General features: G+C 48.0%; 27 protein-coding genes. 23 read left to right on the forward strand and 4 right to left on the reverse strand.

The genetic code is table 11. From position 1 onward, the window contains the following. Positions 1 to 55: 55 nt before the first annotated feature. Positions 56 to 2,473: a LuxR C-terminal-related transcriptional regulator gene (locus GPK49_RS03735; RefSeq protein WP_215676784.1), complete on the forward strand. Its 2,418-nt coding sequence runs from the start codon at positions 56 to 58 to the stop codon at positions 2,471 to 2,473. 577 nt (positions 2,474 to 3,050) lie between these two features. Here the strand turns inward: GPK49_RS03735 and gpr are convergent. Beyond that, complete coding sequence (gpr, locus tag GPK49_RS03740) at positions 3,051 to 4,058, reverse strand: GPR endopeptidase (RefSeq protein WP_215676785.1); 1,008 nt, start codon at positions 4,056 to 4,058, stop codon at positions 3,051 to 3,053. 263 nt (positions 4,059 to 4,321) lie between these two features. Here gpr and rpsT point away from each other — a divergent pair, with 263 nt between their 5' ends. The 7 genes from rpsT to GPK49_RS03775 all read left to right on the forward strand — a co-directional run bounded on the left by rpsT (position 4,322) and on the right by GPK49_RS03775 (position 11,164). Further along, positions 4,322 to 4,582 (forward strand): 30S ribosomal protein S20, encoded by a 261-nt coding sequence (gene rpsT / locus GPK49_RS03745; protein ID WP_016407417.1) that lies wholly within the window; start codon positions 4,322 to 4,324, stop codon positions 4,580 to 4,582. 199 nt (positions 4,583 to 4,781) lie between these two features. After that, a complete protein-coding gene (locus GPK49_RS03750; RefSeq protein WP_215676786.1) occupies positions 4,782 to 6,131 on the forward strand; it encodes a C-GCAxxG-C-C family (seleno)protein in 1,350 nt (449 codons plus the stop codon). Positions 6,132 to 6,298: 167 nt separating this feature from the next. Then, a complete protein-coding gene (locus GPK49_RS03755; RefSeq protein WP_215676787.1) occupies positions 6,299 to 7,615 on the forward strand; it encodes a thymidine phosphorylase in 1,317 nt (438 codons plus the stop codon). Positions 7,616 to 7,617: 2 nt separating this feature from the next. Further along, positions 7,618 to 8,799, forward strand: a complete 1,182-nt coding sequence (locus GPK49_RS03760; RefSeq protein ID WP_215676788.1) for a phosphopentomutase — start codon at positions 7,618 to 7,620, stop codon at positions 8,797 to 8,799. 63 nt (positions 8,800 to 8,862) lie between these two features. Continuing rightward, a complete protein-coding gene (locus GPK49_RS03765; protein ID WP_215676789.1) occupies positions 8,863 to 9,420 on the forward strand; it encodes a GNAT family N-acetyltransferase in 558 nt (185 codons plus the stop codon). Between the two features lie 135 nt (positions 9,421 to 9,555). Beyond that, a complete protein-coding gene (locus GPK49_RS03770; protein WP_118582147.1) occupies positions 9,556 to 9,960 on the forward strand; it encodes a DUF6762 family protein in 405 nt (134 codons plus the stop codon). Then, positions 9,950 to 11,164, forward strand: coding sequence for a hypothetical protein (locus tag GPK49_RS03775; RefSeq protein WP_215676790.1), 1,215 nt, complete (start codon positions 9,950 to 9,952; stop codon positions 11,162 to 11,164). Before GPK49_RS03770 ends, GPK49_RS03775 begins: the two co-directional genes overlap by 11 nt. 74 nt (positions 11,165 to 11,238) lie before the next feature. On the opposite strand, the gene GPK49_RS03780 is transcribed toward GPK49_RS03775, so the two are convergent. Beyond that, a complete protein-coding gene (locus GPK49_RS03780) occupies positions 11,239 to 12,297 on the reverse strand; it encodes a site-specific integrase (RefSeq protein WP_215676791.1) in 1,059 nt (352 codons plus the stop codon). Between the two features lie 365 nt (positions 12,298 to 12,662). After that, positions 12,663 to 13,289 carry a helix-turn-helix domain-containing protein gene (locus GPK49_RS03785; protein ID WP_215676792.1) on the reverse strand — a complete coding sequence of 209 codons (627 nt, stop codon included), beginning with the start codon at positions 13,287 to 13,289 and terminating at the stop codon, positions 12,663 to 12,665. Between the two features lie 194 nt (positions 13,290 to 13,483). Between GPK49_RS03785 and GPK49_RS03790 the strand changes: the two genes are divergently transcribed. From GPK49_RS03790 to ybaK, 13 genes are all read left to right on the forward strand, one after another. After that, on the forward strand, positions 13,484 to 13,678 hold the full coding sequence (locus tag GPK49_RS03790) for a helix-turn-helix domain-containing protein (RefSeq protein ID WP_215676793.1): 195 nt from the start codon (positions 13,484 to 13,486) through the stop codon (positions 13,676 to 13,678). A gap of 14 nt (positions 13,679 to 13,692) precedes the next feature. Next, complete coding sequence (locus GPK49_RS03795; RefSeq protein WP_215676794.1) at positions 13,693 to 13,866, forward strand: transcriptional regulator; 174 nt, start codon at positions 13,693 to 13,695, stop codon at positions 13,864 to 13,866. Positions 13,867 to 13,870: 4 nt separating this feature from the next. Further along, on the forward strand, positions 13,871 to 15,775 hold the full coding sequence (locus GPK49_RS03800; protein ID WP_215676795.1) for a phage NrS-1 polymerase family protein: 1,905 nt from the start codon (positions 13,871 to 13,873) through the stop codon (positions 15,773 to 15,775). A gap of 207 nt (positions 15,776 to 15,982) precedes the next feature. Next, positions 15,983 to 16,192, forward strand: coding sequence for a hypothetical protein (locus GPK49_RS03805; protein WP_215676796.1), 210 nt, complete (start codon positions 15,983 to 15,985; stop codon positions 16,190 to 16,192). Continuing rightward, the gene (locus GPK49_RS03810; protein WP_215676797.1) at positions 16,189 to 16,374 is read left to right on the forward strand and encodes a hypothetical protein; all 186 of its coding nucleotides are present in this window, start codon (positions 16,189 to 16,191) and stop codon (positions 16,372 to 16,374) included. The genes GPK49_RS03805 and GPK49_RS03810 overlap by 4 nt, the downstream gene beginning before the upstream one ends. After that, complete coding sequence (locus tag GPK49_RS03815) at positions 16,371 to 16,640, forward strand: hypothetical protein (RefSeq protein WP_215676798.1); 270 nt, start codon at positions 16,371 to 16,373, stop codon at positions 16,638 to 16,640. The genes GPK49_RS03810 and GPK49_RS03815 overlap by 4 nt, the downstream gene beginning before the upstream one ends. 30 nt (positions 16,641 to 16,670) lie before the next feature. Then, positions 16,671 to 16,856 (forward strand): hypothetical protein, encoded by a 186-nt coding sequence (locus GPK49_RS03820; protein WP_215676799.1) that lies wholly within the window; start codon positions 16,671 to 16,673, stop codon positions 16,854 to 16,856. Between the two features lie 188 nt (positions 16,857 to 17,044). Next, positions 17,045 to 17,494, forward strand: coding sequence for a hypothetical protein (locus GPK49_RS03825; RefSeq protein WP_215676800.1), 450 nt, complete (start codon positions 17,045 to 17,047; stop codon positions 17,492 to 17,494). Between the two features lie 2 nt (positions 17,495 to 17,496). Next, complete coding sequence (locus tag GPK49_RS03830; protein WP_215676801.1) at positions 17,497 to 18,366, forward strand: hypothetical protein; 870 nt, start codon at positions 17,497 to 17,499, stop codon at positions 18,364 to 18,366. A 66-nt stretch (positions 18,367 to 18,432) separates the two neighbouring features. Beyond that, entirely contained in the window at positions 18,433 to 19,188 is a 756-nt protein-coding gene (locus tag GPK49_RS03835) for a sigma-70 family RNA polymerase sigma factor (RefSeq protein WP_215676802.1), read from the forward strand. A gap of 2 nt (positions 19,189 to 19,190) precedes the next feature. After that, complete coding sequence (locus tag GPK49_RS03840; protein WP_215676803.1) at positions 19,191 to 19,460, forward strand: hypothetical protein; 270 nt, start codon at positions 19,191 to 19,193, stop codon at positions 19,458 to 19,460. Between the two features lies 1 nt (position 19,461). Then, a complete protein-coding gene (locus tag GPK49_RS03845; RefSeq protein WP_215676804.1) occupies positions 19,462 to 19,698 on the forward strand; it encodes a hypothetical protein in 237 nt (78 codons plus the stop codon). A 125-nt stretch (positions 19,699 to 19,823) separates the two neighbouring features. Beyond that, the gene (ybaK, locus tag GPK49_RS03850; RefSeq protein ID WP_215676805.1) at positions 19,824 to 20,303 is read left to right on the forward strand and encodes a Cys-tRNA(Pro) deacylase; all 480 of its coding nucleotides are present in this window, start codon (positions 19,824 to 19,826) and stop codon (positions 20,301 to 20,303) included. Positions 20,304 to 20,389: 86 nt separating this feature from the next. On the opposite strand, the gene GPK49_RS03855 is transcribed toward ybaK, so the two are convergent. Continuing rightward, on the reverse strand, positions 20,390 to 21,646 hold the full coding sequence (locus GPK49_RS03855; RefSeq protein ID WP_215676806.1) for a stalk domain-containing protein: 1,257 nt from the start codon (positions 21,644 to 21,646) through the stop codon (positions 20,390 to 20,392). A 150-nt stretch (positions 21,647 to 21,796) separates the two neighbouring features. Here GPK49_RS03855 and GPK49_RS03860 point away from each other — a divergent pair, with 150 nt between their 5' ends. Both GPK49_RS03860 and GPK49_RS03865 read left to right on the forward strand, forming a co-directional pair. After that, complete coding sequence (locus GPK49_RS03860; RefSeq protein ID WP_215676807.1) at positions 21,797 to 22,321, forward strand: GNAT family N-acetyltransferase; 525 nt, start codon at positions 21,797 to 21,799, stop codon at positions 22,319 to 22,321. After that, positions 22,321 to 23,286 (forward strand): ROK family glucokinase, encoded by a 966-nt coding sequence (locus GPK49_RS03865; RefSeq protein WP_215676808.1) that lies wholly within the window; start codon positions 22,321 to 22,323, stop codon positions 23,284 to 23,286. Before GPK49_RS03860 ends, GPK49_RS03865 begins: the two co-directional genes overlap by 1 nt. Positions 23,287 to 23,440: the final 154 nt, after the last annotated feature.

Below are 23,440 nucleotides of genomic sequence, written 5' to 3' on the forward strand. Positions count from 1 at the left end.
ACAATCTGTGAAAAATTGGTATACTGATGCCAAGAAAAGGGAAGGGGGGATTTATTTGCAAACGATTTATTTTTCTGAAAGATTGCTGTGCCAGCTGGAACGGCTGCATACCGTGCCGCTGACGCTTGTAGAAGCACCTGCCGGCTATGGAAAAACAACCGCCCTGAAGCATGCCCTCAGAGATGTGCCGTATGGGGCATTGCGCTGGCATAATGCGCAGGATGCCACAGTCTGCTGCGATTGGCTCGTGCGCCAGATTGCACAGAAGGACTCTGCTCTGGCACAGCAGATTTTCGATTTATATCATGAAAACGGGCCTTTGGTGCATGCAAAGCCTGCGGAGGAATCCTCGCTTTATCTGATGATTGATAATTTTCAGGTGATTGCGGCGCAGTTTCCGTTTTCCGTTTTGCAGCTGCTTTCTGCCCTGAAGGGTACCGCTGTGCATGTTATTTTTCTTTCTCGCAGCTTTTGGCAGCTGCCAATACAGGATTTGATGCACGTCTGCTACATTTCCAAAAAGGATTTTTTCCTGCGAAAGGAGGATATTATCTGCTTTGCAGAGGAGCTGGGCATTTCCCTTACGGAAAAGCAGGCGATACATATTCAGAAGGAAACAGGCGGTTGGGCGGCGGTTGTTTCGCTGTATCTGCAAAACGGCTGCGAAGAGGTGGAATGGAAAAAGCTGAGCCGTCTGATGGAGGATTTATTCTGGAGAAGGCAGGAGGATATCCTTAAAAAGGCGCTGCTGCGTCTTGCGCAATTTGAAACGGTAGATGTAGAAATGGTGCGCGCGCTGACAGAGGACATTGCGGATTTGCAGCAGATGGGCGAGTGGTTTTATAGTCTGCCCCTGCTGTACTATGATGCGGAGCAGCAGAGGTACTGCCTCTGTGCGCTGCTGCGGAAGTTTTTGCTTTATCGCCTGCATAATGCGTCCTTTCTGACGCAGTGGGACAGCTATCATCGCTGCGGCTGCTGGTATCGGGAGCATGGGGAGACGAAAAAAGCCGTTGCCGCCTTCTACAAGGTTCTGGATTATGCGGGAATTCTTTCCTGCGATTTGACAGGGCTTCTATTCGAAAAATTCGATAAGCTTTCCTATACGGAAATTGCAGGGGAGATTCTGAGACATTGCCCGATGGAAACGAAGCAGAGGTATCCCTTATCCCTTCTTCGGCTTTGCTACGCGCTTTTTGCCGATGCCGCTTTTACGGAATATCAACAGCTTCTGGAGGAAGCGAAGAGCATCATCTGTGATGGGAATGACCCCAATCTTCTGGGAGAATGGGAACTGATTGCCGCCTTTCAGGATTTTCCCAATCTGGAAAAAATGGAACAGCATTATCAGCGGGCAAAACGCCTGATGACAGCGCCATCTGTTATCTTTACGGTGGGAGAACCGTTTTTGTTCGGCAGTATTTCCATGTGGCGGCTGTTCTATACAAAGCCGGGCGAATTGGAACGAACCGCAGAAACATTGGAACGCGTCATGAAGCTGTATAATTCCCTGACGGCAGGGCATGGCAGCGGTGCGGCGGAGCTGTATCGGGGCGAGGTCTGCTGTGCGCAGGGGCGCTTCGCCGATGCGGAAATCTATGGCTATCAGGCGTTGTATGCGTCTCTGCAAAGAAAGAATGCCTGCGTGACCTATGGTGCGGCGCTGCTTCTTGGCACCAATGCAGTCTATCGCGGAGATTTGGAGGCATGGAAGCGAACCTTGGACTATCTGGAGGACCCTGCGCATACCTATGCCTTCCTGCAGGATACCTTTCTGGATGTGTGCATGAAGGAAACGGTACAGAGCTATTTTGCCATGCTGCAGCCGAAGGAGAACAGATTGCGAAAGCGCCTGCAGGCGGCATCCAATCGGCTGTATGATTTGAATTTTACAAACAGTGCCATCAAGGGTGTGCGTATTCCAAGAATTATTCTGAAGAAGAATTATCATAAGGCGATTGGGATTCTGGAGGTAGCATTGAAGGTGGATGCAAGGCTGATTGCCCTTCCGTCCCAGCTTTTTATCCACACCAATCTAGCACTTTGCTATTTTGCCATCGGACGCAGCCGAAAGGCGGCGGAGCATCTGGAATTTACGCTTTCCCTGGCAGAACGGGATCAGGTGCTTTCGTTTGCGGCTTATTTCCGCGAATATCTGGAGCCGTTGTTTTATCTGCCCTCTGTTTCCAGAAAATATGCCGCTGTCATTCAGGAAATCCGCAGCCTGCCGATACAGAATATCCCTGCTGTGCCGGAATGGAAGGCGTTCATTCCCAAGCAGGAGAATGAATGGGAGGAGCCGCTCAGTAAACGGGAGCGTGAGATTGCGGAGCTTGCGGCAAGAGGACTTCGCAACGGAGAAATCGCCGAAATGCTGCATATTTCCGAGGGTACGGTCAAGAATCATCTGAAGATTGTGTTCCGAAAATTGAATATCGACCGCCGTTCCAGTCTAAGGGGACGGTTGCGTTAAGAAAAAGATAAAAAATGTCCCTTTCGTGATATACCATAAAAGCGGAAAAATTTGTAAAATAAAGGAAGATAGAGTTCAGTTGCGTGCATTTGTCCGCAGAGGAAAAGGGGTATTTTTCCTGCGGGAGGGAACAGGTGCAGATGAACAGTACCCATAGCAGAAATGTAAAAAGCGAAATGTAAAAAGCATGGAGGGGAGGGAGTTTTTTTGGTACAGGCTGAGAAATTGCTGTTATGGGATATTTTTCAGGGGAAATCTATCAGAACGGAATCTCTGCACGCGGGGCAAAAATGTGGAAATGAAAGAGGGGCACAGCTGCGCGCAGAAATCCCAACAGGCGGAATGTGATAAGTTGGGCAAACGCATCCGTCGGAACCTTTGTGGTACAGGTAGATACACCAAAGCGAAGGATCGGAAAATGGTGTGCAAAGGGGCGGCTGTCTTGGCATAGAATAATCAGCAGACCCTTTGCAGGCGAAAAAGGCTTTGGTGCAATCGGTAAGTGCAAATACATAGAAGAAGGAGCCGCAGTGGGGATACCCCCGTTATGGCTCCTTTTTCGCTGCTTTCTGTGGTGTTACCATGCGTATTTATTGATATCCTCAAGCGTAATGCCGGGGTGCAGTGCAATGTTGATGCTGTTGGCAATGATGTTTGCCAGACGATCCACAACGGCATCCACCTCCTTCGGTGTCACAAACAGATTGCCTGTATATGGCCCAAGGATTTCGGCAATCATCTGATATTTTTCCTCCTGCTCCAGATCGGCAAGCGTCTCGTAAAACGCCGTTCCCTTTTCTGTCTGCCGAATCATTTCCTCCAGAATACAGTCCATTGTGTCATTTACAAGCGTTGCGGCATCCACCACAGTCGGTACGCCAATCGCAATCACGGGAATCCCCAGATGTGCCTCATCCAGCAGCATGCGCCGATTGCCGACCCCTGCGCCCGGCGCAACGCCGGTATCGCTCATCTGAATGGCGGCGTTAATGCGGTTGGAACGGCGTGCGGCAAGGGCATCAATCGCAATCAGCAGGGAGGGGTGCAGCTTATCCACAATCCCCTTTACGATTTCTCCTGTTTCTATCCCCGTAATCCCCATTACCCCCGGACTGACGGCGGCAACAGGGCGTACAGCCTTCTCGATTTCCGCAGGAAGTGTGCCGCTGAGGTGGCGCGTCACCAGGATTTTGGAAATTACCTTCGGGCCGAGTGCATCGGGTGTGATGTTCCAATTACCAAGCCCGATTACCAGAATGCAATCCTCCCTTTTCGGCTTTGCCAGAGAGCGAATCTGCTCTGCCAGAAGCCCAATCAGCTTTTCGTGACAATCTGCATCATTTTCCTTTAGCTTTTCCGATTCCAGTGTAATATAATGCCCCATCGGCTTACCCATGCGCGCGCTTCCCGCAGGAGAGAGGATGTGTACATGTGTAAGGGAATAGTCTGCCTGCTCGTCTGTTTCCACCGCTACGCCCTCAAGGGTATCCGTGGTGTCCTTCTGCGCCAGCTCCCGTGCCTCAATGGCAAGGTCTGTGCGGACAGAAAACGTCTGCGGCGCTTTTTTTTCGTCTTTTTCGTTCATGCTTTCACTGCCTTTCTGTATTTTCCTAGGGTTTTTCATTATTTTTTTCGTAGTTTTGAAAAGTATTCATTGACTTATTTCGCTCCATAAGGTAAAATATATCCGTTAAGTTAACCATGGGGTACTCGAGAGAGTGGAAAAAAAGCCCCAAGCCGTGTCGGAGGGAGCATGCCCTCAAGGTGGTTAATAGTAAGAGGAAAGAGCGATATTCCCCAAAATATCGACAGAGAAAACCACATTAAAGTAATTAGGAGGAAATAACATTGGCTAATATCAAATCTGCTAAGAAAAGAATCAAAGTGATTAACAAAAAAACACTGAGAAACAAAATGATTAAATCTCAGGTGAAAACAGCTATGAAGAAAGTAATCGTTGCTGTAAATGCAGGCGATAAGGAAACAGCAGCTGTTGCTCTGAAAAACGCAGTATCTGCAATCGACAGAGCATACATCAAAGGCATCTACCACAAAAATGCAGTAGCAAGAAAGAAATCTTCTCTGACAAGACTGGTAAACAGCCTGTAATTTTTTCAACAGATCTGAAGGGATATTCCAAACGGAATATCCTTTTTTTCTGTCCCAAAACAGCCTGACTTCGCAGGGGAGAAATTCTTGCTTTCCGTCAGAAAAGGGCATATAATGAAGAACAAGTGACATTTTGAGAAAAATTTTGAGAAAAAGAGAGAGAATTTGATTTTTCGGAGAGATGAAGGAGGAATTATTGATGCTGAAGGAAAAGGCAGGACAGTATTATTTTGTGCAGGATAAAAGCTGCGCAGAGGCCATTCTGCTTGCGGCAAATGAAGCATATCATCTTGGCATGACAGAAGAAGCAACGAAGCTGTTTGCAGGCTTCCGCACCGGCATGGGTATGGGCGGCACCTGTGGTGCGCTTTCCGGTGCCATCGGTGTCTTGAGCAGCAAATACGGCACGAGAGAGGATTTAAAGACAATCTGCGCGGATTTTGTTGCCGCATTTGAACAAAAGCTGGCGCTCGGCACAACGGAATGTGCCCCTCTTGCGGCGAAGTATAAAACAGAGGGCAAACGCTGTCGGGATGCGGTGGAGCTGACCGCAGAGGCACTGGAGGAATTTATTGATAAGCTGGAGGGCAAGGCTCCTGCGGAGGGCTGTACCCTGCGCCCCGAGGATATCAAGCGCGTAAAGGGCATGGGCTTTTTGCAGCATAAGGGCACGAATCTGTTCAACGCCCGCGTCATCACCAGAAACGGACGCATTACCACGGAGGAAGCAAGTGTCATTGCGGAAGCGGCAAGGCTTTATGGTGATGGACACATGATGATGACCACCCGTCTGACGATTGAGGTTTCGGGGATTGCTTATCAAGATATTGATGCCTTCTGCGCGCATCTGGCAAAGGCAGGGCTTTCCGTCGGCGGTACAGGCAGCAAGGTGCGTCCTGTGGTTTCCTGTAAGGCAACCACCTGTCAGTATGGTCTGTATGATGCCTATGCGCTGAGCGATGAAATCCATACACGCTTCTATCAGGGCTATCGTGGGGTATCCCTGCCGCATAAATTCAAGATCGCAACAGGCGGCTGTCCCAATAACTGCGTAAAGCCGACCTTGAACGATTTGGGTATCGTGGGCGCAAGAGTGCCGCAGTATCATATCGAGGATTGCCGTTCCTGCAAAAAATGCCAGTTGGAGGAGGCTTGTCCTATCCATGCGGCGAAGAAAAACACAGACGGCAAGCTGGAAATTGATGCAGAGCTTTGCAACCACTGCGGTCGCTGTATCGGCAAATGTCCCTTCCATTGCAATGATGAGGGCGTGGATGGCTATAAGGTCTATGTCGGCGGACGCTGGGGCAAAAAGATTGCCCATGGGCAGATGCTTCATAAAATCTTTACGGATAAGAATGAGGTTCTGGATACCGTGGAAAAGGCAATCCTCCTGTTCCGTTCCGCAGGGGAAAGCGGCGAACGCTTTGCGGATACCATCAATCGTATTGGCTTTGCGAACGCGGAAAAAATCCTTCTGAGTGATGAATTGCTGCAGAAAAAGGCAGAGATTCTGGGATTGGATGTTGTCGGCGGCGCAACCTGCTAAAAAAGAGTATTCAGAAAGAAATTACTTGGAAATAAGACTGCTTTGAGGGAGACTTCGGAGCAGTTTTTTATTTTATACAAAGCAGATAGGAATTTTATCGTCATTTACTTCTTTTTATGGTAAAATAGGAAAAAAAGAAAGGTTCGATCCGAAGGGAGGATTCCTGCGTGAATTTTGTAGATAGCATCATCAAAAAAAGAGACGGCGGCAAGCTGACAAAAGAAGAAATTGCCTTTTTTGTGAAGGGCGTGACGGATGGCACTCTGCCCGATTATCAGATTTCCGCCTTGCTGATGGCAATTTTTCTGAAGGGCATGGATACGGAAGAAACGGCACAGCTGACCATGGAAATGGCGCATTCGGGCGGTATGTTTGACCTCTCCGCTCTGGCAGGCTGTAAGGTGGATAAGCACAGCACAGGCGGTGTTGCGGATACCACAACGCTGATTCTTGCGCCCTTGGTTGCATCTGTGGGTGTGCCTGTGGTAAAAATGAGCGGTCGGGGGCTTGGCTTTTCCGGCGGCACGATTGATAAGCTGGAATCCATCCCCGGCTTTCGGGTGGATGTGACAGAGGAGGAAGCACTGCGCTTTGCGAAGGAAAGCGGCATCGTGCTGATGAGCCAGACGGATAATCTTACGCCTGCGGATAAAAAGCTTTACGCTCTCCGCGATGTCACAGGAACGGTGGATAGCATCCCTCTGATTGCGGCAAGCATTATGTCGAAAAAAATTGCCGCAGGCGCGGATGCAATCGTACTGGATGTGAAATGCGGCAGTGGTGCCTTTATGAAAAATGCGGCGGATGCGGAAAGGCTTGCAGGCATTATGGCAGATATGGGCAGGCATGTCGGCAGAAGGGTAACGGCGGTTATCAGCAGTATGGCACAGCCCTTGGGCATGTATATCGGCAACAGCCTTGAGGTAATGGAAGCCATCGAGGTGCTGAAGGGCAATGTCGGCGGCGATTTGCTTGAGGTTTCTCTGACGCTTGGCGCGAATATGCTCCTTCTGGCGGAGCGCGTGCAGAGTGAGGAGGAGGGCAAGGCACTTCTGCTCGAAAATATCAGAAATGGCAAGGGGCTTGCAAAATTTAAGGAGCTGCTGATACAGCAGGGCGGCGATGTCCGCGTCATTGCGGATTATAGCCTGCTCCCTCTGGCAGAGGAAAAATGGGAAGTAAAAGCAACGAAATCGGGGTATCTTACCCGTATGGATACAGCCATGATTGGCAGAGCCTCGCAGGAAACCGGCGCAGGGCGGATGTTCAAGGGACAGACGCTGGATTTTGGTGCAGGTATTGTCATGAAAAAACGCACAGGTGATGTAATTGCAACAGGTGAAACCTTGGCGGTGGTATATAGTAAGAGCAGAGAAAAATGTCAGAGTGCGGCGGATTTCCTGCAAAAGGCCATCACAATCGAGACTGCACCGCTGACAGAGCAGACACCTTTGATTTTGAAAACCATCAGACAGGAGGGTTAAGCATGAAAAGAGCGATTATTATTGTACTGGACAGCGTTGGCATTGGCGAGCTGCCCGATGCGGCTGATTTTGGGGATGTTGGCAGTAATACCCTGGTCAATATCAAGAAGGTGCGTCCGCAGACGAGCCTGCCCAACCTCTGCGCCTTAGGTTTGGGGGATATCCAAGGCAAGGAGGTCTCGCTTCTTGGTGAGGTTGCCGCACCGAAGGGCTGCTACGGCAAAATGGCAGAACGCTCCATCGGCAAGGATACCACAACAGGGCATTGGGAAATGGCAGGCATTATCACCAAAAGACCCTTCCCGACCTTTACGGAAACAGGCTTCCCCAAGGAGGTCATGGATGCCTTTGAAGCGGCAATCGGCACAAAGACACTCGGCAACTATGCCGAATCCGGTACGGTCATCATTCAGGATTTGGGCGTGGAGCACATGAAAACAGGCTACCCCATCGTCTATACCTCTGCGGACAGCGTGTTCCAGATTGCGGCACATGAGGATGTCATTCCTGTCCAAAAGCTGTATGAAATGTGCGAAAAGGCAAGAAAAATCCTGACAGGGAAGTATGGCGTTGGGCGTGTCATTGCGCGTCCCTTCATCGGCAATGCAAAGGATGGCTTCACCCGCACCAAAAACAGAAGGGATTTTTCTCTGGAGCCGACAGGCCCGACCATTCTCGACCTCACAAAGGCGAAGGGCATGGAGGTTGTGGCTGTCGGAAAAATCGAGGATATCTTCGAGCATCGCGGCATGACCCGTACCGACCATACCACCAATAACCACGACGGCATTGAAAAGACCATTCAGTTCCTCAAGGATGATTTTGAAGGACTGCTGTTCACCAATCTGGTCGATACCGATATGATTTACGGGCACAGAAACGATGTGGAGGGCTACGCAGGCGCACTGGAATATTTCGACAGCAGGCTGCCTGAAATTCTGGCGCAGCTGAAGGAGGAGGATGTGCTTTTTATCACGGCAGACCATGGCTGCGATCCGACCACACCCAGCACCGACCATTCCAGAGAATACGTCCCCATTCTGGCTTACGGCAAGCCGATTCGGGAGGGCGTTGACCTTGGTGTCAGAAAGACCTTCGCAGATCTGGGGCAGACTATTTCCGATTATCTGGGTCTGGATGCTCATTTTGAGGCAGAAAGCTTCTGGAAGGAAATCGCGAAATAAAACGGGAACGCCTGCTCTTTTATGGGGCAGTCTTTCCTGCTTCATATACAAAGGAGAAGTTCTATGAAAAATATAGAGGAAATCACAATCAGACCCGTAACCGAGGCAGATGCAGAGAAACTGCTTGCCATTTATGCCCCCTATGTAACCGATACCTTCATCACCTATGAATATACCGTTCCGACCGTAGAGGAATTTCGGGAACGCATCCGCAATACCCTGCAGGCATATCCCTATTTTGCGGCAGTGGAAAACGGCAGAATTATCGGCTATGCTTATGCCTCCGCATTTCATCCCAGAAGGGCGTATCTCTGGTCTGCGGAAGCAACGGTTTATCTGGAACGCGGGGTGCGTGGGCGCGGTGTCGGCAGGCTGCTGTATGAAAGGCTGGAGGAAGCGCTGAAGCAGCAGAATGTGCAGAATGTCAATGCCTGCATTGCTTATCCGAATCCGCAGAGCATTGCCTTCCATGAAAAAATGGGCTATCGTGCGGTCGGGAAATTCACCGACTGCGCCTATAAGCTGGAGCAGTGGCTCGGCATGATCTGGATGGAAAAAATGCTAGGCACGCACGAAAATCCCCCGAAGGAATTTATTCCCTACCCCGAAATTCTGAAATAAAACGGGAACAAAGCTGAGAAATTTTCGTCAGAAGGGATAGACCTGTGAAATTGTGGGATTTGTTGCAAGAAAGCGGGTTTTGTAGTATACTGAACAGATAACTGTGGGTATCATTGTGAATGAAGGAGAACATTTATGGAAGAAACAACAATCGTGATCATGTTGAAGGATGAAGAAACCGGCTTTCTGGATCAGGAGCTTGGCTCCTATTCCGTTCCCGAAAGGGCAGAGCTGATCTGGAGCATTTATGTCAAGAGTAACGAGGTTGTGCTTCGCTTAAGCTGCGACAGAGAGCTTGAGGATTGGGAATACGAAGCGGTTTTTGATTATTACGATACGGAACCTGTAGGTGCTCTGGTGGATACCATCATAGAGGAGGAGGGCCATTGCGACCCTGTCTGGATTGTCGGGTTCCCCTTTATTGATGATCAGGATGCCATGGAAGAAAAGCTTGCAAAAATCCTGCAGGCACACGAAAAAGAGCTCTGTTCTGTTTTTGATGCAATCAAGGATAAAGAGGATGATTACCGTGAGGAATAAAGGTATCTTTTGCCTGCTTCTGGCTTTTTGCGTGTTCCTGATGAGCAGCTGCAACCTGAGCAGCCCCCTCCCCCCCGATGCAGATGCTGCCGATGGAAAGGGCGGCACAACGGAGATTATCGTGCCGGGTGGAAAAACGGATAAAGCCGATGAAAAGCAGGTGGCTGAAAAGGCCAAGAATGATGAAAAAAAGAACGAAAAGTCGGACAGCAAGAAAGGCACGCAGAATAAGCCCTTTTGGCAGGCATCCAAGGTGTATGACACTCTGACGGCGGTTGCCGCGGCGGCACAGCAGGATTATAAGGTCAACGGCGCGAAACGCGGCTGGATGAGCAAAAACGGCAAGCTTTACGGCTATTATGATGGCTGCTACATAACCCCGGACATGCTGGTGAAGGAGGGCTATTTGGAAAGCGGTCTGGATACGTCCGGATTTGAGCTCCTGCTGATTGATGGGGAGGACTTGGCGGCGTATAATGGCGCAAGCGTTTCCTCGGGCAATATGAATTTCGGCGTATTTGCGGCAGTGAAGCAGAATGGGAAATATCTGCTGGCCTCTCCGAGCGGCAAGGCGGGGCAGATTGTCCAGTCTGATTATCAGTCGCTTCTGGCAAAATATAACCAGAGCCATGGCAATATCGGGCGGCTGTCCTCCGCAACGGCGGAATATGGGCGGATTTTGAATTATATCTGCCTGTATGAAGGGCGTTTCGCGGATTATTATGTGCGTGAAATCCGAAAGGATAATAAATATGCCGTTGTGGTATTTTCCACCACAGGCAATACGGCAAATATCAAGGAATATGTTCTGAAGAATGATAATGGCTTTTGGGAGGTTGTCTATCCCAATGTGCAGATGGACGCGTATCCCATTACTGCCATCAATCGGCTGATCCCCGATTTTAATGTGGAGGTTCTGCCGAAATATAACCTTGCGGCATGGCGCGGTCTGGTGAAGGCGGAGCAGGGCGGCGCAGTGGCGGCAATGTTCGGGAAGTATTATATTACCAGTAAAACGCAGATTCAGTATCAGTGTGCAACGGCGAACTGTGCGTATTTCCGCCTGACAGACGGCTCTCGCTATGTTGCCTATTCCAACGGAGATTACTGGACGGCGGCACCCGTTTCCTCTGATATTGCGGCAAGGAATTATTTCATGGAACGCACCGGCGGCGATTACAGCTTTATTATTCTGGATGATTAAAAGATAAGAATCCCCGAAATACTGAAAAATCAGCGTTTCGGGGATTCTTTTTATTTGGGCGTACCAAAAACGTACTATCTGTTAAAGACTTCCTGCAATTTCATTACAAGTTCTCCTTGCTGTGAGGGGTAAAGGTGGCTATATGTATTCAGTGTGGTTTCTATGTTTTCATGCCCCAGTCTCTCTTGAATTACCAGAGGGGAAAAGCCAAGGTGGATAAGCAAAGAGGCGTGTGAGTGTCTGAGGTCATGCACCCTTATTTGTGGCAGTCCTGCGGCTTCTGCACCCTTTTCTAAACGGCGTTTGATAAAGAACTTAGACACAGTAAATAGCCTGTCAGAAGGCTTGTAATCGTACAGCAGGGAGGTGTATTTCCTTACTGCATCCTCTATAAATGGCGGTGTTGTCGGCTCTCGGTTACTTCTTTCTGTTTTTGGTGGGAGTATTAAGTCTTTCCGGTCAAAACGGTGGTATGTCTTGTTAATTCTGACAGTGTGCTTTTCAAAGTCGAAATCTCCTAAAGTGAGTGCCAGGAGCTCGCCGGAGCGCAGACCAACCCAGAACAGCAGCAAAAAAATAGGATATTCGGGGTACTGTCCTTCGTAGGTTTTAATAAAGGCGTTGAATTGCTCCAACGTCCAAAACTGCAATTCGGGACGCTTACCGCTGATTTTTCCACACTCTCTGGCAGGATTCTTTTGTAGACCGTAATACTTGATAGCATGGTTAAAAATAGCCGAGAGGTGTCCGTTTATGGTGTGCAGATAATTCGGGCCATATTTGCCCTTATTTAATAGCTCATTCTGCCATTGCCGCACCTGTGCCACTGTAATAGCGTTGATAGGCATATCTTTAAAATAAGGCAGAATATGGGTATTTATCCCACTTTCTTTTACACGGTAGCTTGTGGGCTTTTGGCGTATCTTGCAATCAGACAGGTATAGATCCGTCATTTGTCCAAAGGACATATCACAAGAGCCGGACTGCTGCAGCTTAAAGGTGCGCTCGTATTCCTGCGCATCCTTCTTACGGGCAAAGCCCTCTTTCTTTTTGCGCTTGCGGTTGCCTTGCCAGTCCTGGTAGTAGAAACTGGTGTACCAAGTATTCTTTTCTTCATTCTTGTAAACAGGCATAAAAATAAGACCTCCTTAAAATTGGGTATAGAAAAATAAGGGTAGGTCTGATATAATAACGGTGTTGAGGCGGTATTCTACCAGAGTACCCATTATATGAAAGCCTTTCCTGTTGGCGCAGGAGGGGCTTTTTTACTTTTGCGCATTTTTGAGCAAAACCGCAGACGTTTGCGGATTTCCCAAGAAGTTGGGAAAGCTACCTAAGTTTAATTTAGGGATGTCGGGCAGGGTGGACACCCTTTCGCCACAAGTGTCGACGGCATGCCCACAAGTTGGCACGATGGATTTTCGCAGAAAGTTGCGAAGGGAGTAGCAGAATGCGACACCCTTTATTTTCTCCACAAGTGGGTGAACGAATCGTTCGGTCAGGGCTCATTCTTTTCAAAGCCAAGTTCTTTTGCCGTTTTAGAGATCGTATATTTATTTTCCAATTCATATCTCACAGATTCTAAGGAGTTTTGAATACTGTTTAGGTATATATATTTTGCATCGATATCCTCCCCAATTGAGATTGATAATCCATCGTTTATGCAGGCTGAATATATGGCGTCATTGATTTCGTTACACTTTTTTACATCAAAAAACGAATTTATATTTGAAAAAAATTGGTGTCCATAATCACTTGTTAATAGGATGTTTAAAGTGTTTGCAATATTGTATTTGCTTTCTACGCCTTCCTCAGAAAGACTTGTATCTATATCTTGTAAATGAGACATAAAGAATGCTGCCTTATCGGAAATTCCTAATGATTGAGCATTTATTTTTTGCGCTGTGTTTTTATAATCACTTTTTCCAATCATATAATCTACTGTTACATTAAAAAAATTGGATAGTTTTATAAGTGTATCATAATTAGGTTCTCTTCCGTTTAGATAATATGAGAAAGCCTGAGGAGTTAATCCGATGGTACTGGCAATTTGTGCCTGTGTTACATCAGAGTGCTTTTCTTTATATTCGTTAAGTAATTCTCTAAATCGTTCGTGAAAATTCATTTTTACGCCTCCTTGTATTTCATCATACTATCATAAAAAACAATATTCATCAACAATAAAATACTAAAATCAACAAAAATAATATAAATATTTTATTTTATAATAAAAATGTTGACTTATGTAGATTTATGCGTATAATAAATATTGAGATTTGAAAAAAATGGAATCTTAAAAAATATGATGGAGGTGAGTATATGAATATCGATGTCCAAACACTCTTAATAGAGATGGCAAAGGCAAAGATGTCTATTAAAGAACTTAGTGAAAAGTCAGAAGTGTGTAGGGGGACTATTGCAGCTATAAAAAAAGGCTCAGAAGTAAAACCTGAGACAGTAGGAAAAATCGCCGAAGCTCTGGGCGTATCCGTGGAAGAACTTCTGGAGGACTAAGAAAGGAGAAAGCTATGGAAAGCAAATATTACAAGGCTACAGATGTTATGGCTATGCTTGAGTGTTCCGAGACATACGCCTATAAGGTTATCCGGCAGCTGAACGAGGAACTTGAGGCAGATGGATACATAGTAGTACGGGGCAAGGTGCCGAAGCAGTACCTTGAGAAAAAGCTGTGTCTGGGGTGATTGCATGGAAGAATACAACAATATACCCGATGAAATGAAACAGCTTAAGAACTGGCTTGTGTGGAGGCTGGTTGACAAAGGTGGAGAAAAGCCCTCAAAGGTGCCGTTCTCTGTCAGCGGCTCTGCATCCGTCAGCAACCCCAACACATGGGGAACATTTAAGTCCGCCGTAGCGGCATACGAAACAGGGGAATATGACGGGATAGGCTTTGTCTTTACCGATACACCATTTGTGGGGGTTGATATTGACGGCTGTGTAAATACAGAAACAGGAGAAATCTCCGCCGCTGCATCCGACATAATCGAAACAACGCAGAGCTACACTGAACTTTCCCAGAGTGGGAAAGGCTTTCATATTATCCTACGTGGAGCACTGCCGCAGGGGCGCAGGAGAAAAGGTTCTTTTGAGATGTATGGTAGCGGCTCTCCTCGCTATTTTGCCATGACTGGCAAAGTGTGGGAAGGTCGGCGGCAGATTGCAGAAAATCAAGCAGCCATTAACCGAGTGCATAAAAAGTATATCGAACCACCTAAGCCGGACGCACCAAAGTCCACAGGGGTGGAGCTGATGCCGGACGAGGAAGTAATAGCAAGAGCGACAACCAACGCCAAAACGGGCGGAGCGTTCCTCGCGCTGTATGACGGCAACTGGCAGGGGAAATATAACTCGCAGTCTGAAGCAGACCAAGCCTTATGTAATTATCTCGCCTTTTGGACGGGGTGCAATGCGGAGCAGATGGACAGGCTTTTCCGTTCCGGTGGGCTGATGCGGCCAAAGTGGGACGAGTTGCACGGATCCGTTACATACGGAGAAATGACGATACAAAGAGCCTGTGGGGATTGTCGAGAGGTCTATTCTCCGGACTATAAAAAGCAGGAGTTAAAGACTTTTGATTTACCCGTAGCAATTCGGGCCGACGAACTTCAAAAGATGGTACTGCCGGATATATGTTGGCTGTGGGATTCTATGCTGACAACAGGGTTATCTTTGTTTGTCGGTGCATCCAAGATAGGTAAATCATGGTTTGCACTGCAGCTTGCTCTGGCGGTTTCTGCCGGCACTGATTTTCTAGGGAAGAAAACAAAAGGATGTAAAACCTTGTATCTCGCTTTAGAGGACAGCCGAAGACGATTGCAAAGCCGTATGAATAAGCTGCTCGGTTCTGTGGTGGCATCCAGAAATTTAGAGTATCTGACAGAATCCCCACTTATGGGGAATGGACTGATAGAGGTATTAGAGCATTACGCAAAAGAGGGCTTTTCGCTGATTATTATTGATACCCTGCAGAAGATCAGGGGAACGAGTAGCAGCAACAAAAACGCATTTGCTGCGGATTATGAGGACATGGGCATACTGAAAAGGTTTGCTGATAAAAACGATATAGCAATCTTGCTTGTGCATCACACAAGAAAAATGAAGGATGATGATGTATTTAACATGATTTCTGGTACAAATGCCCTCATGGCAGCAGCTGACACTATCATGATTTTGTCAAAGGAAAAACGGAAGGATAACCAAGCCTATTTGCATATAACGGGGCGTGATGTTATGAACGATATTCTTGTTATAGAGAAGGATAGAAGGACAGGCTACGGCTGGTCTTATGTGGGCAAAAAAGATGATGTGGAGGAAATGGCAGAGGTTCAACGGTACAATAATAGCCCTATTGTTATGACGATTCGTGAACTATTGAAAGAAAATGGAACTTGGAGCGGAACAGCCACAGAGCTTAGTACAGCAATTAAAGAGTACCAGGGAGAAGAATTAGACGTAGCACATTTAGGGCGTAAACTCAGAGAACTACAACCGGAGTTGTTGACAAGAGATAATATTGTTTACATAACGCCAACAGGGTGTACTTCTAAAAGAGTACACGGCTTTAGGTTTGATGAACCCTTATGTATATAAAATACTGCTTTATCCGCTTTTACTGCTTTATCCGCTTTTACTGCTTTATCCGCTTTTACTACTTGTGGAGATAATTCTGAGTAGCAGAAAGCAGGAAGTATATTTTTACTGCTTTGTGTCTTTGCCCTGTAAAATCAAGGCTTTCAGAGGTTAGAGAGCAGTAAAAGCAGTAAAAGCATACACACAAAGAAAGGTCGGTTATTTACCATGCGATACAAAAACGAAAAACTGTTGCAGGTTCGGAGAAAAGCCGCCGAACTTGATATAGGGCTGAGTATAGCACTCCAGAAGATTCTTCTGGATGTGTTCCAGTCAGATGAAGAAATTGCAGAGGATCAGTTTTCCAGAGGATGGAGTTGCGGCTATGAAAAAGGCTTTGAAGATGGAAGAACAGAGGGACAGGAGGTATCGAAATGAAAAGACCGGAGGTAACAATAGAGGATTTCAAAAAGCAGGCTGCAAAAGAAGGGTGGAACCCAACCCCACAGACCTTGGAGCTTGTCGGGTATCTGATAGATGCAATGGAGCGAGCTTATACCCGAGGATATGCTGACGGCTTGGCAGATGGAAGAACAGAAGGACAGGAGGTAGCGAAATGAAATATCAGAAATACCCTTTATTGATTACAATAGACGAAATGCTTTCCTTAAGCGGTTCCGCAACAGTGAGTGAGCTCAAACTGTGTTGGAAAATGTATGAAAAATACTTTCAAGCTAAAAACCTAAATCCTCGCAGTCAATTTGATGCCTCACGCTTCTTTGCATTTGTGTTTATGAGTGGAAGGATTCAAGGAATCAGAGAAGAAAGGCTAAAAAATAAAAGCTCCCAGAATCCGGCAAGATACACAGGGAGCAACAATAATTGATTTCTAAATTATACCGCAGGAGGTGCGAAATTGTCAATTAAAATCAAAGTCAGCTATACGGATGAAGGGGAAAAGCGGCTGATCCTCAAGCTGCTGCGCCCTTTACTTGAAAAGGGATACCGCTGCAAGGAGCAGAAGGGCACCCCAAGGAGCCGCATCTATATACAGCATAAAGGGCATTTAGGCGGCGGAGAGGACAGCGAAAACGATACATAAGAATAGCTATAAGCCTTGATATTTCAATGGTTTTATGGTATAATACCCCCATAAATGAATAGCGTGGGGAGTACCGCAGCACTGCTGTAAGTCTATAAGGCGTGGGAAATGGTTTTATAACCGTCCTGCGCCTTTTTATTTATATTTGATACTCAGCCCTACTCAAGGCGTAAAAGGAGGATAAGAGAATGGAAAACAACAACAACGCAGCGGCAAACAGTAACGTGAATACAGAGGTAAATAACAACTCTGCAGGTGCAAACGCTGGCACCGAGAAAACATTCACACAGGAAGAAGTAAACAACATTGTACAGGAACGTCTGGCAAGGGAACGGGCAAAGAATGAGCCTACACCTGCGGAACTGCGGGAAAAGGAGCTGACTGCCCGAGAGAATAAAATGAGCTGCAAGGAATACATTGCAGCGCAGAAATACCCGAGTGAACTGCTTGATTTGTTCGATACCGCGGACATGGAACAATTCAAGGGGAATGTTGAGAAGATGAAGGAGTTATTCCCCCGCATCTTCATGTCCCCTGGCAAGATACCTATTGCTGTAAGGGGTTGCTCTTTGGGTGGCGTTACAAAACCCGACCCCATTGCGGCGGCGTTCCGACTGCCTAACGGAGGAGAGGATTAAGAATGGCAATTAACTTAACAACAAAAGTAGTACCCTATACAGACGAAGTCTTTGCGAAGGAAAGCAAAAAGTCTCTGCTGACAAACTCTGATTTCGACTGGGTAGGGGCGCATACCATTAAGGTATACAAGATTTCTACAGTTGGCATGAATGACTATAACCGTTCCGGTGCTGACGATAATAACTGGTCTCGTTATGGTGCTGTAGCCGGCTTGGATGCGACCACAGAGGAAATGACACTGAAAAAAGATCGCTCTTTCACTTTTGCGATTGATAAGCTGGATGAGGATGAAACCCTGCAGCAGCTGGCGGCGGCAACCGCTCTTGCAAGACAGCAGCGTGAAATTGTAGTGCCCGAAGTGGATAAGTACACCTACGGTGTGATGTGTGCCAATGCAGGCCACAAGCCCGAGGCGGTGGCACTGACGAAGGAAAATATCTATAGCGAGATTCTGAAAGCAAGTGAAGCTCTGGACAATGCTGAGGCACCCGAGGCGGGGCGTGTGCTGCTTGTAACCCCTGCGGTATATGCTCTGATGAAAAAGAGCTCTGATATTGTAATGGATACAGATTTCTCTGCAGAGCTGCGCTTAAAGGGTGTGATTGCACAGCTGGACGGTGCGCAGATTGTAAAGGTGCCTGCGAAAAGACTGCCTGAGAATTTCGGCTTTATGATGGCGCATCCTGTGGCAACCGTAGCACCTACTAAACTGGAGGACTTCAAGTGTCACATTGACCCTCCTGGTATCAGCGGCTCTCTGGTGGAGGGGCGTATCTGCTACGATGCTTTTGTACTGGAGAACAAAGCAAAGGCAATCTATTATCAGACCGTTCCGGCGGCAGTTGCTGCGGCTTCTGTAACGAAAGAATAAACTTTAGGGGGATGCCTTGCGGTGTCCCCTGTTTTTATGTGGTGGTATGAAATAGGGGGAGACATTATGACAAATGAGGAGCTTGCATTGAAGATACAGAACGGGGAGCGGGATCTGATTCCACCCCTGTGGGAGCAGATGGAGCGGTTTATTTACCTAAAATCTGAAAACTGGTATTGGCAGCATGAGGAAACCTGCATTCGCTGCGGTGTGGCTCTTGATGATTTAAAGCAGGTGTCATACTTTGCCTTTCTGGATGCTATCAGATATTACACCTCTGCGGACGGTTATAAGTTTCTTACCTATCTGGTTTTTCCGCTGCGGAAGCGGTTTAACGAGGCGTGCGGAATCCGCACAAAGGCGCAGGCGCAAAGACCGCTGAACAGATGCAAGAGCCTTAATGCCGCTGTCCCCGGCTCTGAGGAAGGTATAACCTATGAGGATACAATTGTTGACGAGCTTGCTGCTGAGGACTTCCAAAGGGCGGAGGATGGCATATACAACGAACAGCTGCGGAGCGTTCTTGATGAGTGTCTGGCAACCTTCCCCGAGGTGCAGAGCGCCGTTATTCGGTACCGCTATTTTGAGGGGCTGACGGTTGAAAAGGCGGGGGAGAGAGTAGGACTTACCTATGTGCAGTGTAGGAACAGGGAAACAGAAGGTTTGAGGAAATTGCGCAGGGGGAAGAACAGAGAGCGGCTTGAGACATTTGCTGACGGTATCATTTCCCGTTATGCCTATTACGGCAGCTACTCTCTCTGGAGAGCCACAGGGACAAGCTCCACAGAATACACAGCATTAAAACTTATAGAGGAGACATGACAATGATAAGAGTTGATAAAATGGCACAGCAGGCGAAAGAGATTCGGAAGACTCTGCAGCCCGTTTTCTTCCTTGCTATGGTTGAGGCAGTAAAAGCCGGATGGGTGGTTGTGTTCCATCTGTGGTATGGAAATAGCAGCAGTTATAAGAGAGTTACTTCCTTCTGTCCGGACTTGGAAAGCGTTGATAAGCGTGTGGAAGATATGCGGAAAAGATACCCCGGCGAAAAAGAGCCTGTTGTAATTATTGACAACCTGCAGGAAGGGGGATAAGATGGAGGAGAGTAAACGGCTGCGGCTAAAGCTGACTACTGCCACAGAGGTTCGCAGAGCACTTACAAGGGTATCAAATATGGTTCTGAACGGGGAACTTGACCCAAAGAGAGCCAATGCTATTATCTTGGCTTGTAACGCCATTTTGAGTAGTATTCGGACGGATGAACAGGGGAAGAAGATGTCAGAGTTGGAGGAATTGCTTGCAGAGTTGAAGCGTACCAAAAACGTACTATAAGAAAGAAAAACCTTGTAAAATAGCCTATGTGAACAGAAAAATAAACAAAGAAAACGGCAAATAACAAGGAAAATAACGAGTGTAAAGGTCTACCGTAGACTGGATGATTAAAAGAGGGTGGTTTTATGACAAAGACCAATGTGATGCGTCTTCTGGAGGCGGCAGGGATTGCCTACCGCACTGCGGAGTATGAATATGATGAAGCGAACCTTTCGGGACTGCATGCGGCGGAGCAGGTTGGCATGGATGCGGAGCAGGTGTTTAAAACACTGGTAACCAGAGGGGATAAAACAGGGATTCTGGTATTCTGTATCCCTGTGGATATGGAACTGGATTTGAAAAAGGCGGCAGCTGTTTCCAAAAATAAGAAGGTGGAAATGACGCACATGAAGGAGCTTCTGGGGCTGACGGGCTATATCCGCGGCGGCTGCTCCCCAATCGGAATGAAGAAAAAGTACCCCACCTTTATTGATGAAACCTGTATCCTCTTTGATGAAATCGCGGTCAGCGCAGGGGTGCGCGGCGAACAGGTGATTCTGAATCCGCAGGATTTGGTGCAGTATATTGAAGCGACGGAGGCAGACATCACAAAGCCGATGGAATAAAACAAAAAATAAAAAAATAAGAAGAAATAAGAAAACAGCGACTTCTGAGAAATCGGAAATCGCTGTTTTTTGCTATTGCTTTTCTGTTATTTTGTAATTTTAATGCTCTCGCTGGGGGCACTTTCCTGCCCATCAATCACTGTGGTCACACGCAGATAGCAGGTACCGTTGATAGAGATGCCGAAGCACTGTGGATATCCCCAGTACCATTTTTCGCTGCTGTTATTGCTGATGCGCGTGTATGGCCCATCCGGAGTGAGGGACTTGTATACATAATAATGGTCTGCGCCGTAAACGGGAGCCCATGAAACGTATGCGTAGCCGTCCTGCGCCAGCCTTGCACGCAGATTCTGCGGTGCGGAGGGGGTATAGGTGTAGCCCTGCATTGCGCTGAGCGGCAGAGAAAGCTTCTGCGGCACCTGCAATACCTGTGCGATGGGGATAGAGAAATAATGCGAGTCCCCAAAGAAGGAGGTCATGCCGATGACCTCACCGGTGCTGTTGAATAAAGCACCGCCGCTGCTGCCGGGGGCAATGACGGCGGAGGTGGAAATCACATCCGTATCATAGCCGTTGATTGTGCCTGTGCTGACAGTGTTGCGCGCGCCGCCGGGAGAGCCGATGGACGTAACCGCATCCCCAACCTTGTAGGAAAAGGCAGGCGTTGCGGCAGAAAGGTCTGTTTTTTCGATTCTCAGAAGGGCAATGTCGGCGGAAGTATCAAGTCCGACTACGGTTGTCGTGCCTTGATAAATCGTGCCGTCCGCAAACACAAACTGCGCGGTTGCCGCACCCTTAATTACATGGTAATTCGTGGCAATCAGACCATCTGCGGAAAGCACAATGCCACTGCCCTGCATTTTATTCGTCTGGATATAAACAACGGAATCATTGTTTTCTGTCTTTTCCGGTGCCATGTATTCCGCGGAATGGATGGAAACCGAGGAGGTGCTCTGGTTCCATGTGACCTCTGCGCCGCTGTATTCGGCTAAGAAGCGAAGCGGTACGAAGGTGCGCCCGTTCCTGATTTTTGCCGGAGCATCAATAGAAACCGCTTTGCCGTTGACGGTGGCTGTTTTTTCGTCAGGATGCAGGGAAATCTGTATTTCGTCCTTTTCTGCGAGGACGGTTTTGCTTTCCTCCTGCCATGCAACAGAATACCCCAGAGATTCCAGAATGCCGCGCATGGGTACTAATACGCGGTCGTTTTCGATAAAGGGAGCTTCAGCAAACGAAACAGCCTTATCATCCAGAAAAATGCGAATGGATGCCGCTGCCGCTGTCTGCATGGAGCATAAAAAGAGAAACAGAAAGAGGAAACCTCCTCTTACCAATCGTTTCATGGTGGTTCACTTCCTTTCTAGCATAAAGTATATCACAGAACAGGGCTTTGCGGACAAAATTTAGAAAAATTTAAGAAATGTGCGCGCATGGCAGGAGGATTTGATTTTTTCCTGTATTTATAGTATCCTCTTAGGACGGAGGTGAGGATAATGTTTGAACGAATTACGGAGAAAACCTTTGATGAAATTTTTCCCTTGCTGGAAAGCGCGTTCCCTGTGACGGAATTACGCATGAAGGAGGACCAGCGCGCACTGCTGAAAGAGCCATGCTATCGGCTTTACGGCGTGCGCAGAGAAGGCGCGTTTGCGGCAACCTTTGCGACATGGGAAATCGAGGATTTTTTATATATTGAGCATTTTGCGGTAAAAGAGGAATACCGCAACGGCGGCTACGGCGGCATGCTTCTGGATGCCCTTCTGGCGGAGAAAAAACGCCCGATGGTGCTTGAGGTGGAGCTGCCGGAGGATGCGCTGACAAGGCGGCGGATTGGCTTTTATGAGCGGCATGGACTTGTGTTCAACAGCTATCCCTATTTGCAGCCGCCCATGCGAAAGGGGCAGGGAGTCCTGCCGCTGCGGCTGATGACGAAGCCTGCCGCCATTGATGCAAAAACCTATCAGCGGTATAAGAAACGGATACACAGCATCGTATATAAATATGAGGGTGATTTGTAATGGGCTATTGCTTTGGAATCGATATCGGCGGCACAACGGTGAAAATCGGGCTTGCGGCAGAGGATGGAACGCTTCTGGAAGGATGGGAAATTCCTACCCGAAGGGAGCCGACACCGGAGGGTCTTCTGTTGGACATCAGGGTGTCCATACTGGACAGATTGGACAGGGAGCTGGACAGGGGAAAAAAGCAAAAAATCCGCAGAGCGGACATCCTCGGCATCGGCATGGCTGCCCCCGGTGCGGTGACGGCGGATGGCATCCTGCATGGCGCGGTCAATATCGGCTGGGGAGATGTGGCACTTGCGAAAGAGGCAGAGCGCATCATCGGCATTTCACCCGTCTGCGTTGGGAATGATGCCCGTCTGGCGGCATTGGGCGAAGCAGCCTACGGAGCAGGTGTCGGGGCGAGGAGCATGCTCATGGTGACGCTTGGCACGGGAGTTGGCGGCGGCGTGGTGCTGAACGGGAAGGTTCTCATGGGGGAGAGCGGTGTGGCAGGCGAAATCGGGCACATGACGGTGAATCCCTTTGAGACGGTGCGCTGCAACTGCGGCAAAATGGGCTGTCTGGAGCAATATGCCTCTGCGACGGGAATGGTGCGCGTGGCGAAGCAGGTTCTTGCTAAGCGGAGAGAGGATTCCCTGCTGCGGCAGAAGGAGGTAACGGCAAAGACCCTCTGGGATGCGGCGCGGGCAGGCGATGCGCTTGCCAATGAGATTACGGATGCGGTTTCGGCGTATCTGGGGATGGCGCTTGCCAATGCGATGTATCTTGTGGATACGGAGAAAATCGTATTTGGCGGCGGCGTTTCTAAGGCAGGGGAGCTGCTTCTGCAAAAAGTCGAAAAAGCCTACAGGAGCAGGGTTTTCGCGCACAGCAGAGAAAAGGAATTCCTTTTGGCAAAGCTGGGCAATGCCGCAGGGATGCGCGGCGCGGCGGCATTGTTGCTACAGAAAATCAGATAGAAGCATGTAAATAGTGGACAAAAACGGTGTTAAGTTTTTGTGAAAATATGCTGAAAAAGAAAAATGACAAAAATTCCGCGCAAAAAAGAAGGAAAACACGGAGTTTTGGAGAATTTACAATATAACAGGAAACATCCGAAGCGGATATCCTGTC

The organism is Clostridium sp. MCC345, assembly GCF_018785345.1.
In the GTDB taxonomy this organism is placed as follows: domain Bacteria; phylum Bacillota; class Clostridia; order Lachnospirales; family Anaerotignaceae; genus Anaerotignum_A; species Anaerotignum_A faecicola.